Annotated in this window: 12 protein-coding genes; 11 read left to right on the top strand and 1 reads right to left on the bottom strand. The window is 43.9% G+C overall.

All coding sequences use genetic code 11. The features are described from left to right. Nucleotides 1-147 precede the first annotated feature (147 nt). The 10 genes from grpE (at nucleotide 148) to PV403_RS14070 (ending at nucleotide 9,620) form a co-directional block, all read left to right on the top strand. A complete protein-coding gene (grpE, locus tag PV403_RS14115) occupies nucleotides 148-744 on the top strand; it encodes a nucleotide exchange factor GrpE (protein WP_332085074.1) in 597 nt (198 codons plus the stop codon). Between the two features lie 390 nt (nucleotides 745-1,134). After that, nucleotides 1,135-2,976: a molecular chaperone DnaK gene (gene dnaK / locus PV403_RS14110; protein ID WP_332085073.1), complete on the top strand. Its 1,842-nt coding sequence runs from the start codon at nucleotides 1,135-1,137 to the stop codon at nucleotides 2,974-2,976. Between the two features lie 149 nt (nucleotides 2,977-3,125). Beyond that, nucleotides 3,126-4,250: a molecular chaperone DnaJ gene (gene dnaJ / locus PV403_RS14105; RefSeq protein WP_160034082.1), complete on the top strand. Its 1,125-nt coding sequence runs from the start codon at nucleotides 3,126-3,128 to the stop codon at nucleotides 4,248-4,250. A gap of 139 nt (nucleotides 4,251-4,389) precedes the next feature. Then, nucleotides 4,390-4,752, top strand: a complete 363-nt coding sequence (locus tag PV403_RS14100) for a hypothetical protein (RefSeq protein WP_213530145.1) — start codon at nucleotides 4,390-4,392, stop codon at nucleotides 4,750-4,752. Nucleotides 4,753-4,783: 31 nt separating this feature from the next. Continuing rightward, nucleotides 4,784-4,981 (top strand): YfhD family protein, encoded by a 198-nt coding sequence (locus tag PV403_RS14095; protein ID WP_191798827.1) that lies wholly within the window; start codon nucleotides 4,784-4,786, stop codon nucleotides 4,979-4,981. A gap of 166 nt (nucleotides 4,982-5,147) precedes the next feature. Then, complete coding sequence (gene prmA / locus PV403_RS14090; protein WP_332085072.1) at nucleotides 5,148-6,110, top strand: 50S ribosomal protein L11 methyltransferase; 963 nt, start codon at nucleotides 5,148-5,150, stop codon at nucleotides 6,108-6,110. Nucleotides 6,111-6,113: 3 nt separating this feature from the next. Continuing rightward, on the top strand, nucleotides 6,114-6,791 hold the full coding sequence (locus PV403_RS14085; protein ID WP_332085071.1) for a site-2 protease family protein: 678 nt from the start codon (nucleotides 6,114-6,116) through the stop codon (nucleotides 6,789-6,791). Nucleotides 6,792-6,971: 180 nt separating this feature from the next. Continuing rightward, complete coding sequence (locus tag PV403_RS14080) at nucleotides 6,972-7,742, top strand: 16S rRNA (uracil(1498)-N(3))-methyltransferase (protein ID WP_213530137.1); 771 nt, start codon at nucleotides 6,972-6,974, stop codon at nucleotides 7,740-7,742. A gap of 2 nt (nucleotides 7,743-7,744) precedes the next feature. Continuing rightward, the gene (mtaB, locus tag PV403_RS14075; protein ID WP_213530135.1) at nucleotides 7,745-9,088 is read left to right on the top strand and encodes a tRNA (N(6)-L-threonylcarbamoyladenosine(37)-C(2))-methylthiotransferase MtaB; all 1,344 of its coding nucleotides are present in this window, start codon (nucleotides 7,745-7,747) and stop codon (nucleotides 9,086-9,088) included. Between the two features lie 94 nt (nucleotides 9,089-9,182). Continuing rightward, nucleotides 9,183-9,620 (top strand): NUDIX hydrolase, encoded by a 438-nt coding sequence (locus PV403_RS14070; RefSeq protein WP_332085152.1) that lies wholly within the window; start codon nucleotides 9,183-9,185, stop codon nucleotides 9,618-9,620. Between the two features lie 60 nt (nucleotides 9,621-9,680). Here the strand turns inward: PV403_RS14070 and PV403_RS14065 are convergent, their stop codons facing one another. Beyond that, nucleotides 9,681-10,646, bottom strand: a complete 966-nt coding sequence (locus tag PV403_RS14065) for a Na/Pi cotransporter family protein (protein ID WP_332085070.1) — start codon at nucleotides 10,644-10,646, stop codon at nucleotides 9,681-9,683. A 130-nt stretch (nucleotides 10,647-10,776) separates the two neighbouring features. Between PV403_RS14065 and PV403_RS14060 the strand changes: the two genes are divergently transcribed. Next, a complete protein-coding gene (locus PV403_RS14060; RefSeq protein WP_213530131.1) occupies nucleotides 10,777-12,141 on the top strand; it encodes a class I SAM-dependent rRNA methyltransferase in 1,365 nt (454 codons plus the stop codon). The last annotated feature ends 224 nt before the right edge of the window (nucleotides 12,142-12,365 follow it).

The raw sequence follows: 12,365 nt of genomic DNA, 5'->3' as shown, positions 1-12,365 counted from the left end.
AATATAGGCCCTGTTTAGAATAGACAAGATTCGATTAATAATGAAATCTATAGACTAACGCAGGTCTGTATCGTTCTTATGTGGAATGAATAGAGGACCGCGTTATCAGAGTAGTAGACTTATTCCTATTTTAAGGAGGTGAACATCTTGAAAGATGAACAAACATTTGTAGACAAAGAAGAAAACACTCCGCAAGAAAACGTAGTGAATGAAGCTGATCAAGCTGCAGAGGAACAAAATCCGGTGAATGATTCTGCTGAATCAGCACAGGAGGGAACAGAAGCAGAGGTACTTGATCCTGAGGTTGCTAAATTCAAAGCACTTGCTGAAGAGAACGAGAAACGTTACTTACGTACACAAGCTGATTTCGATAACTTCCGTCGCCGTACTCAAAAGGAGAAGGAAGACCTAGCGAAGTATGCTACGACGAAGCTGATCACTGAACTTGTACCTGTCATTGATAACTTTGAACGTGCGATGAGCACTGCTGATTCTAATACAGATACGGACTCCTTGATTAAAGGAGTGAACATGATCTTCCGCCAGCTGGAGGGTGTCCTCGGAGCGGAGGGTCTTACTGTTATGAACACGGTGGGTCAGCCGTTTAATCCGGAATTCCACCAAGCGATCATGCAGGTTGAAAGTGATGAGTATGAAGAAGGATTCGTAGTGGAAGAAGTACAAAAAGGCTACATGATTAAAGATAAAGTACTTCGCCCGGCGATGGTTAAAGTAAGTATGTAAAATCAATGATCCAAGCCATTCGAAAGAATGGCGAAATCATTGATTGACATAACTTCGGTATGAACATTTCGGTGCCAGTCGAAAAGACTGCATGAAATGTTTATACTCTGTGTTTGAATGTTTTTAATCTTTTTAATCTTTTTAATGTTGTGTTCTAAATGATCTAAATGTTCTAAATGTTCTAAATGTTTTAGATGTTTCTAATCTTTAATGTTTTAACATTTTGAATGTCTTACATGTATTACTTAGATGTTCTAAACGTGTTCAACGTTTTACATGTTTATAGATTTCCAATAAATAATTCGGGGTAAGTCACTGACTTTCTACGAATGATATACATTGAATAAAAGGGCCTTAAAAGCCTGCACATACAGAAGGAGGATATTATCCATGAGTAAAGTTATTGGTATTGACCTTGGAACCACAAACTCTTGCGTAGCAGTTATGGAAGGCGGCGAAGCTGTAGTCATCCCTAACCCAGAAGGCGGACGTACTACCCCTTCCGTAGTAGGTTTTAAAAAAGATGGTGAACGTGTTGTAGGTGAAACTGCAAAACGTCAAGCAATCACAAACCCTGATCGTACGATCAGCTCTATCAAACGTCATATGGGTACGAGCCATAAAGAAACAATTGATGGAAAAGATTACTCCGCTCAAGAAATTTCAGCAATGATCTTGCAAAAATTGAAATCTGATGCAGAGGCTTATCTTGGCCAACCGGTAACCCAAGCGGTTATCACAGTTCCAGCTTACTTTAATGACGGTCAACGTCAAGCAACAAAAGATGCTGGTAAAATTGCAGGTCTTGAAGTTCTTCGTATTGTCAACGAGCCAACAGCTGCAGCACTTGCTTACGGTCTTGAAAAATCCGAAGATCAAACGATCCTTGTATATGACCTTGGCGGCGGTACGTTTGACGTATCCATCCTTGAACTTGGTGATGGATTCTTCGAAGTAAAAGCAACCAGCGGCGACAACAGCCTTGGCGGTGACGATTTTGACCAAGTGATCATTGATTACATGGTAAGTGAATTCAAAAAAGATCAAGGTATTGATCTGAGCAAAGATAAAGCTGCTGTACAACGTCTGAAAGACGCTGCGGAAAAAGCGAAAAAAGAGTTGTCCGGCGTATTGACAACAACAATTTCCCTTCCGTTTATTACCGTAGCAGACGGCGTACCGCAACACTTGGAAATGAACTTGACTCGTGCGAAATTCGAAGAAATTTCTGCGAACCTGGTAGAGCGTACACTCGGCCCAACTCGTCAAGCTCTGAGTGATGCAGGTATGACAGCTAACGATATCGACAAAATTGTACTTGTTGGTGGATCGACTCGTATCCCAGCAGTACAAGAAGCAATTAAGAGACTGACTGGTAAAGATCCTCATAAAGGGGTAAACCCAGATGAAGTAGTTGCCCTTGGTGCAGCAGTACAAGCCGGCGTACTTACTGGTGACGTAAAAGACGTTGTTCTTCTTGACGTAACTCCATTGTCCCTTGGTATCGAAACTGCAGGCGGTGTATTTACGAAGATGATCGAACGTAACACAACGATCCCAACTAGTAAATCCCAAGTGTTCTCTACTTACGCGGATAACCAACCAAGCGTTGAAATCCACGTACTTCAAGGGGAACGCGAAATGGCAGCGGGTAACAAAACACTCGGACGCTTTACGCTTGGAGATATTCCTCCAGCACCACGCGGTGTACCACAAATCGAAGTTACTTTTGACATCGATGCGAACGGTATTGTTAACGTATCTGCTACAGACAAAGGTACAAATAAAACCCAAAAAATCACAATCACATCTTCCAGCGGTTTGTCAGATGCAGAAGTTGAACAAATGATGAAAGACGCTGAACTTCATGCAGAAGAAGATAAAAAACGCAGAGAACTTGTTGAAGTGAAAAATACGGCTGACCAATTAATCTACTCTGTAGATAAAACAATTAAAGACCTCGGCGAAAAAGCAGATGCAGGCGAAGTAGAAAAAGCGAATGCAGCGAAAGAAAAACTGCAAAAAACGCTTGAGTCCGATAACGCTGAAGAAATCAAAGCAGCTACAGAGGAACTTACTGAAATCGTTCAGCAACTGTCTGTAAAACTGTATGAGCAAGCTCAGCAAGCAGCTGAAGCGCAAGGTGCAGGTGCAGACGCACAGCAAAATGCCGGCGGACGCGATAATGTCGTTGATGCTGACTATGAAGTTGTAGATGAGGATAAAAAATAAATAATCGTTTGTAAAAACGATCATAAGCCTTACAAGTGACAAGCATGGGAAGGTCAAAGCCGGAGTAATTTCGTGCTTTGATTCTTCCTTTTGTCACGTATATACGTTATGTTTATAGTTATGTTTGTAAAAGGTATGGGGGTGGAAGAGTGGCTGATAAGCGTGACTACTATGAGGTACTAGGCGTTAGTAAAAACGCTGGTGAAGATGAAATTAAAAAAGCATACCGTAAGCTGGCCCGTCAATATCACCCGGATGTGAACAAGGCAGCCGATGCGGAAACGAAATTCAAGGAAGTAAAAGAAGCTTATGACGTTCTTAGTGACGGACAGAAGCGGGCAACATATGATCAATATGGTCATGTCGATCCGAATCAAGGGATGGGCGGCTTTGGCGGAGCTCAAGACTTTGGTGGATTCGGCGACATTTTCGATATGTTCTTTGGCGGCGGAGGCGGCGGACGGAGAGATCCAAATGCACCGCAGCGAGGTAATGATCTTCAGTACACGATGACTATTGAGTTCAAGGAAGCGGTATTCGGTAAAGAATCCGATATTACGATCCCGCGGACAGAGAGCTGCGATACATGTCATGGTTCCGGTGCAAAACCAGGAACGAAACCAGAGACTTGTTCCGTATGTCATGGCAGCGGTCAAGAAGAGGTGGTACAGAATACTCCATTCGGACGTATGGTGAATCGCCGTGCTTGCTCCAACTGTGGAGGTTCTGGGAAAATCATTAAGGAAAAATGTACGACTTGCCAAGGAAGCGGTAAAGTTCGGAAACAACGCAAGATTCACGTTAAGATTCCTGCAGGTGTGGATGATGGTGCTCAGCTGCGTATGAGTGGTGAAGGTGAAGGTGGATTACGCGGAGGTCCTGCGGGCGATCTATATATCGTAATTCGTGTGAAATCACATGACTTCTTCGAAAGAGAAGGAAATGATATCTACTGTGAAATTCCACTGACGTTTGCGCAAGCCGCACTTGGGGATGAGATTGAAATTCCGACCTTGCGAGAAAAAGTGAAGCTGAAAATCCCGGCAGGTACGCAGACCGGAACTTATTTCCGACTCAAAGGAAAAGGTGTTCCTCATCTTCGCGGAAGCGGCCAAGGAGATCAGCATGTAAAAGTTGTCGTTGTCACTCCAAGCAAACTAAGCGAAGAACAGAAAGATTTGCTTCGTGAATTTGCTGCACTGAACGGAGAACAAACGCATGAGAATGAGCAATCTTTCTTTGATCGTGTAAAACGTGCGTTTCGTGGAGATTAATAGGTAGGAAAAAGACTGTTCATCTTAAGAATGAGCAGTCTTTTTTGCGTATAAAAAAACGGGTTATGCGGTATTCTAATCTTGAACTTTACATGATCATTGGATTCCTTATGAGATGAAAAAAAGGCGGTGTACTGACGTGACAGAAAAAAATATTCTCGCTTACTTCAATACCCCTGAACAAGCTCAGAGCGTTGCTGCAAAGCTGCAAGGATTAAAAGTGGAACACATGTCAATTGACCGTTTCAGCAGATATGCGGGTGAAGGCAGTAATGATCCGATTTTGACAAGTACCATGAGCAGCTTGGCTTCTGTGACCCAGGATGGCACGTTTACGAAAGATGCAGGAGTTCTTGCCGCTGCCGACGTTACAGCGAGCGGAATGAGTGATGGAGGCGGAGGTGGTCCAACAGGAAAAGATATTCTGTTAACTGTGGTTGTTGACGAATCTTCTCATCATGAGGCACTAGCCATTATCGAGCAATCAGGTGGCTTTATTTAATACAAAAATTCATTGTAAGGAGGAAGATCAAATGTCACATAATAAACGGATTGATAAAGTGATGACAAAAACAGAAAAAATAAAAGAATTACAATCCTCAAAGGTGGAAGATGTGGAATTCAGCAGTATAGAAGCGGATATGGAAGATATTGAAGCTTTGAACCGCAGTGCAGCAGCGGACCGCCGTCAAACGAAAGATTTACATGATTTTAGATTTAAACAGGAATAGAAGAAGCGCAAGCATCGGCTCAAGGCCGGTGCTTTTTTATGTGCTGCTATAATCTGATAAGCACCTGGACATAACTGTGAACATGATGAACATAGAGTCTTTGTGCTCTTTGCAGGATATATAGTACAATGGGAAAGATGAAGACAGGGGAGGAAATTATAAACTTATGATCTGGAATGAAATAACAATACATACAACGGAAGAAGCCGTGGAGATGATCTCCAATTTTCTGCACGAAGCAGGTGCAGGCGGTGTATCCATTGAAGAATCAGGGACACTGAACAAAAAGAGATCAACGGAGTATGGAGAACTGTATGATCAACCGCTGAATGATATTCCTGAAGGCCAAGCTGTGATAAAAGGGTATTTTGCAGATACAGTGGATATGACAGAAGTAACGAACACCATTCATCCTCGGATCGAAGAATTGAAGGAGTTTGGGATCGATGCTGGAAAGGCAGATATCTCGGTACAGCAAGTAGATGAAGACAGCTGGGCAAATGCGTGGAAACAATATTTCAAACCACTAAAAGTATCAAATCAGTTGGTCATTAAGCCTACATGGGAGGAATACGTACCTGCGAGCCCTGCTGAGAAAATTATCGAGATTGACCCAGGAATGGCTTTTGGAACAGGAGCACATCCAACGACTTCTCTATGTCTGCGTGCGCTTGAGCAATATCTTCAAGGCGGGGAGGAAATTATTGACGTAGGAACGGGATCGGGAATTCTGGCGATTGGTGCAGTAAAACTTGGAGCGAAACATGTGCTAGCGCTTGATCTTGATCCGGTTGCCGTGCAAAGTGCCGAAGAAAACAGCCGCCTGAACGGACTCGAACGCGACATTACAGTCTATGAAAGTGACCTGCTGTCCATACTGGACAAACAGGATAATGCACTTGGAGTAAGCATGCCTGTTGATGTGGTTGTTGCTAACATTCTTGCTGAAGTGATTTTGCTCTTTGTCGGAGATGTGTATCAGGGCTTGAAACCAGGCGGTTTATATATCGCTTCGGGTATCTGGAAAAACAAAGAAGAAATTGTAGAGAAAGCACTGAAAGAAGCCGGTTTCGACATCATCGATATTCACCGTGAAGATGATTGGCTTGCTTTTGTGTCGAGGAAATAAAGAATGGACTTTCTTAATCAGTTTTTCTTCTACGACCTGGATCGTCTTCCTTTCTTTATTCTGACGATTATTATTGCATTTACGGTCCATGAGTTTTCTCATGCGTATTTTGCTAATAAATTTGGGGATCTAACCGCAAGATTGCTCGGACGTATGACACTCAATCCAGCAGTTCATTTTGATCTTTTTGGACTGTTGCTGCTTGTCATTGCCGGATTTGGATGGGCACGTCCCATCCCAGTAAATCGGGATAACTTTGAGAAACGCCGTATGATGAGTGTGGTTGTGTCAGCGGCTGGACCTCTGAGCAACTTGCTTCTTGCTGTTCTCGGTACGATTACTTATGCACTTCTTGTTCAGTTTGGAGTTATGGAATCCATCGAGAATCAAAGAATTGTTTTTGCTATTTCCACTTTTTTCTCTATTTTTAATGTAACGAACTTTTTCTTGTTTTTCTTTAACCTTATTCCTCTCCCTCCGCTTGACGGGTACCGAATTGTCGAGGAACTTGTGTCTCCTTCCGCGCGAATGAGTCTGCACAAATTGGAACAATGGTCTATGTTGATTTTCTTGATTCTCGTCATTACCCCGCTGAGCCGTTACACCATTACTCCGCTATATGAGTTGTCAATGAGTTGGTATGTGGGAATCGCACATATGATCATGACGATTTTTGCTTGATCATAGATAAGAAGGGGTGGCAGGGATGGATGGGCACACAGCCCAGGAAGTCACTGCTGCCAGTCTTTTAAGGGTAGTCAGAAGGCATGAAAAGTTGTAACATGTAATGTGGTCATTTCATGACAAGCACTGTATTTTAATCTAAACCATTGATATGAAAAGACAGGTGATCATAGATCCATGCAGCGTTATTTTATTGAACCAAGTCAGCTAGAAGAACATAAAGCAACCATTACTGGCGACGATGTAAGACATATTACGAAGGTGATGCGCGGCAAGCCAGGGGATAAGCTGATCGTAAGCGACGGAGTTTCCCGGGAAGCGCTGGCTGAAATTTCGGAGATCGAAGCTTCACAAGTAACGGTGTCTATCATAGAGTGGCTGCCTATGGACCATGAACCTAAAGTTTCGGTAACCATCGCCCAAAGCTTGCCTAAAGGGGACAAGATGGAACTTGTTATCCAGAAATGCACTGAAATTGGAGCTGCCGTGTTTGTTCCTTTCGTCTCGGAGCGAACCATCGTGCAGTATGATGCCAAGAAAGAAGGCAAACGTCTGGAGCGCTGGCGGAAGATTGCCAAGGAAGCAGCCGAGCAAAGCCATCGCAACAAAGTTCCAGAAATCACGGAATCAAAGTCATGGAAAGAACTTTTGGCTTCTTTTGAAGACTATGATCTCGTATGTTATTGTTATGAAAAAGAACAAGGATTGCAGCTGCGCGATGTGGTGAAGCCATTTGCTGACAAACTGAAAGCAGATCCAAGTATAGATCCCCGTGTTCTTGTGATCGTGGGTCCAGAAGGTGGGTTTACTACAGGGGAGTCAGAAGCAGCGGAAGCAGCGGGAGCAAAGTCAGTTGGACTAGGCAAACGAATTTTGCGAGCAGAAACGGCCGGGATGCTGGCTTTAACATGTATCTTATATGAAACTGAGGAAATGGGAGGAATGTAATTATGCCATCCGTGGCGTTTTACACCTTGGGTTGTAAAGTTAACTTTTATGATACTGAAGCCATTTGGCAACAATTTAAAGATGCAGGATACGAGCAAGTAGATTTTGATTCTCAGACAGCCGATGTCTATCTGATTAACACTTGTACGGTTACGAACACAGGCGACAAAAAGAGTCGGCAGATTATTCGCCGCGCTGTTCGCCGTAATCCTAATGCTATTATTGCAGTAACAGGTTGCTATGCACAAACTTCACCAGCTGAGATTATGGATATTCCGGGAGTAGACCTTGTTGTAGGTAACCAGGACCGTGATAAAATCATCCCGTACGTCAACCAAATCAAGCAAACTCGTGAGCCAGTTAATGCAGTACGAAATATTATGAAGACACGTGTGTTTGAAGAAATGGACGTACCTGATTTTGCAGACCGTACACGGGCATTTTTGAAAATTCAAGATGGGTGCAACAATTTCTGTACGTTCTGCATTATCCCATGGGCAAGAGGGTTATCTCGCAGCCGTGATTCGCAGAGTATTATTACGCAGGCTCATCAGCTCGTAGAAGCCGGATACAAGGAGATTGTATTAACTGGTATTCATACAGGCGGTTATGGCGATGATTTGGACAATTATGACTTGTCGAGCCTCTTATGGGATTTAGACCGTGTAGATGGTCTAGAACGTATTCGGATCAGTTCCATTGAGGCTAGCCAAATTGACGATCGTATGCTCGATGTGTTAAACCGTTCATCAAAAATGTGCCGTCATTTTCATATTCCGCTCCAAGCGGGGGATGATAACGTCCTGAAACGGATGCGCCGTAAGTATACGACAGAACAGTTCTATAACAAAATGCTGCGTATTCGTGAAGCAATGCCGGATGTAGGGATTACAACGGATGTAATCGTTGGGTTCCCGGGGGAAACAGATGAGATGTACAGAAATGGATACGAACTCATGAAAGCCATCAATTTCTCAGAAATGCATGTGTTCCCTTATTCCAAACGTACTGGTACTCCGGCAGCGCGCATGGAAGATCAAGTAGATGAAGATGTGAAGAATGCACGCGTTCAGGAACTTTTGCAGTTATCTGACTCCATGAAGCTGGCTTACGCTCAGAAATTTGTGGGCGAGGTGCTGGAAGTCATTCCGGAAGGAAACGCAAAAGAAGGCAGAGTCAGCGGCAGACTGCATGGATATAGTGATAACTACATCCAAATGGAGTTTGACGGTTCCGAAGAATTAGTAGGTCAGCTGTGCCGTGTCAAAATGACGAAGGCTGGTGTGGACGCAAGCGAAGGACAACTGGTACGTGTGTTGGAAAACCAAGCTAAGATTATAATATAAAAAAGATGGCAAGGATTTCACTGCTTAGGAAGAGGAACCACCTCAATCCCTAGGTTGCTGAAATCCTTGTTTGTCCAAAGAGAGGGGAATCGACATTATGGCAGCTAAAGAAATTTCAGCGGGTGGAGTCGTATACCGAAATACAGAAGAAGGTCTTGAAATCCAATTGATCGTAGACAGATATGCAAAAATCTCACTTGCAAAAGGTAAAATGGAGCCAGGGGAAACGATTGAAGAAACGGCACTGCGTGAAATTCAGGAAGAAACAGGAATGATCGGCAAAATCATTGAACCCGTAGATGTTATTAAATATACGTATGAACATTCTTCACTTGGAACCGTCGATAAAGAAGTTCACTATTACCTCGTAGAAGCACTGAGTGGAGATTTGCAGCCACAGATTGAAGAAATTAAAGGTGTAGCATGGTATAAGCCGCTGGAAGCTTGGGAAAAGCAAAAGCAAAATGGCTATGATAACAACGATAAAATTTTGAAACAGGCACTTCAAAAGCTTGGTGTTAAAGTAAAGTAGGCTGTATTTTTAGTATGCGTAGTGAATTCAATGCAGAAGCAAAAGCAATTCCAGGTATGTTTATCTTTGCTCTAAACGATCCCATATTTTAAGATAACAGAGCGGCAGGGCGAGCAGGGAACATACGATATTAAAAATGGTCTGTGCATGGGCAATCTGTGCACCGGGATCACTGGTGAAATAAGCAGCTGCTTCATAAAGCCAGTGAATCAGCGGGATAAACAGCAGCGCTCCCGAGACGTTTAGTAAGACGTGAGACCAAGCGACAAAATGACCGGCTCTGCTTCCACCGGCTGCGGCCATGACCGCGGTAACACAGGTTCCGACATTGGAACCGAGTACAATCGCGATTCCCACTTCTGGGGGGAGTACACCAGAGCTTGCAAGTCCAATGGCCATGCCGATCACTGCCGCACTGCTGTGAACAATGGCGGTAAGACATGCCCCCGCGATCACGCCCCACCAGACGCTGTGACTCGCTTGGTGAATAAACCAAGGGAAAAGCCCTCCTTGTTCCAAGGCGGGGCCTGCTTTTTGCATGATGAATATACCTAACATAACAAGAGAAAAACCTGCCCCTGCAAGAAGCACGTACTGGATGTTCCATATCGAAGCAGAAACGCGGCTAGCTGCCTTTGTTTCTCCTAGCATGACGGTTATTGCCCATGCTCCCAAAAAGAAAAGTAACATCGATAAAGCGTATTTTCCAATCTGGAGACTTAGCAGTTCTGTGGTAATACAGGTACCAATATTACTGCCGAGAATAATGCTGAGTGTTCTTGCGTAACTAAGGAGTCTCGCGTTAACTAAACCAATGGTCAGCACCGTGACAGCTGTACTGCTTTGAAGCACAGCCGTAATGCCTGTACTGAACAACATACCCTTAAGGGGAGTGGAAGTAGCCCGTTCCAAAGAAGTGGCAAGAGAACGTCCGCCTGCCTTATGGAGGGAGGCTTCCATTAGTTTCATCCCTGCGAAGAACAGGATAAGACCATAAATGAGTGGAAACACAACAGATCTAATCATAGGGGGTATGCACCTTCTCTCGCACGACTTGTCTCTTCTTCCATCTTATGTGCAAAAAGGGACGACCATGACAAGCAGGGGGACCTCCCATGAGATCTAGTTTTGATTGATAAAAGGAGTTGTACGTATTTTGGCATCTGTAGTCCTTACGAAAAGCCGTAAGAAACGTATTGAACAGGGACATCCCTGGATATTTAAAAATGAGATAGAGTCGGTAGAAGGCCAGCCTCAGCCAGGCGAACTGGTAGAAGTGAAGAATCATCAAGGCCGTTATCTTGCTACCGGTTATTATAATCCGGCTTCACAAATTACAGTGAGGGTAGTGTCTTATGAACCCATTACAGCGATGGACAAAGCCTTCTTTGTAAGTAGATTTGAGCAGGCACTACAGCACCGGGAACGTTTTGTAACGGGCGGCGACGCATATCGCTTGATTTATGGCGAAGCTGATTTTGTACCCGGCTTGACCGTTGATCGATTTGGAGATGTACTTGTTGTACAGCTGCTGACGCTCGCTATGGATCAGTGCCGTGACGTAATCGTAGAAGCTTTGGTGGAAGTAGTGAAGCCAAAAGGGATTTACGAGCGCAGCGATGTAGGTGTTAGAGAGCTGGAAGGATTGGAGCAAGTCAAAGGGCTGCTCTACGGGGAATGTCCGCGGCATGTAACTGTAACTGAGAATGGACTGCTTATCAAAGTCGATATCGAGCAAGGACAGAAGACAGGTTATTTCTTTGATCAACGCGAAAATAGAGCTGCCATTCAGCCGCTGATGAAGGGCTGGGGTCATCGAAGTGGAATTACCTTGCAAGAAGTAGAAAAAGACGGAGAAATGACACGCGTACCTGTTAATAAAAGTGGAAAAGAAGTCACCTTCCCTTATTGGGACGGAGCTACGGTTCTCGAATGTTTCTCCCATACAGGCAGCTTTACGCTGAATGCTTGTAAATATGGTGCCAAACAAGTGACTTGTCTTGATATATCGGAACATGCCATTGAGAGTGCACGTGAGAATGTGAAGCTGAATGGCTTTGAAGACCGTGTTGAATTCGTTGTGGACGATGCGTTCCAGTATTTGAGAAATCAAGTAAAAGGGCTTGAAGAACGTGCGGAACGTGCGAAAGGTGATAAAAAAGTCGACACTTCCAAAGCAATGACCGCAGGAGGCGGACGAACTTTTGATGTTGTTATTCTCGATCCTCCAGCTTTTGCGAAAACACGAGGCGCAGTAAAAGGAGCTGTTCGTGGATACAAGGATATTAACCTGCATGGGATGAAGCTTGTTAACGAAGGCGGATATCTTGTCACCGCAAGTTGTTCTTATCATATGCGTCCTGATCTGTTTCTTGAAACCATTCAAGATGCAGCTGCAGATGCGGGTAAAATTTTGCGTCTGCTCGAATGGCGCGCAGCAGGTAAAGATCATCCACAAATTTTAGGTGTAGAAGAAGGGCATTATCTGAAATTCGCCATTTTTGAAGTGCGTTCAAAATAATAAATAAGAATCAGCCGCAAGCGGTTAGATTAGAAAAAAGCATCTGTCTACTCTTCATTTCTAAGAGCAGCAGGTGCTTTTTTGCATGGAGCCTGCTTCATTGGTTTCTATTACCAAACGCATGTTCCTATTCGCAGAGGTATGGTATACTGAAGGACAGAATGTTAAGAGAGCATATCGAGAGATATTCTCCTGTTTTCATAGATGTTTTCATAGATATTTTA

This window comes from Paenibacillus sp. GYB006 (assembly GCF_036577645.1).
Lineage (GTDB): Bacteria > Bacillota > Bacilli > Paenibacillales > Paenibacillaceae > Paenibacillus.
This window is presented reverse-complemented; position numbering and strand designations above follow the sequence as displayed.

Excerpts from the sequence above, each read along its gene's own strand:
- dnaK (WP_332085073.1), top strand. The coding sequence starts at position 1,135 with ATGAGTAAAGTTATTGGTATTGACCTTGGAACCACAAACTCTTGCGTA.
- PV403_RS14095 (WP_191798827.1), top strand. The coding sequence starts at position 4,784 with ATGTCACATAATAAACGGATTGATAAAGTGATGACAAAAACAGAAAAA.
- prmA (WP_332085072.1), top strand. The coding sequence starts at position 5,148 with ATGATCTGGAATGAAATAACAATACATACAACGGAAGAAGCCGTGGAG.
- PV403_RS14085 (WP_332085071.1), top strand. The coding sequence starts at position 6,114 with ATGGACTTTCTTAATCAGTTTTTCTTCTACGACCTGGATCGTCTTCCT.
- PV403_RS14080 (WP_213530137.1), top strand. The coding sequence starts at position 6,972 with ATGCAGCGTTATTTTATTGAACCAAGTCAGCTAGAAGAACATAAAGCA.
- mtaB (WP_213530135.1), top strand. The coding sequence starts at position 7,745 with ATGCCATCCGTGGCGTTTTACACCTTGGGTTGTAAAGTTAACTTTTAT.
- PV403_RS14065 (WP_332085070.1), bottom strand. The coding sequence starts at position 10,646 with ATGATTAGATCTGTTGTGTTTCCACTCATTTATGGTCTTATCCTGTTC.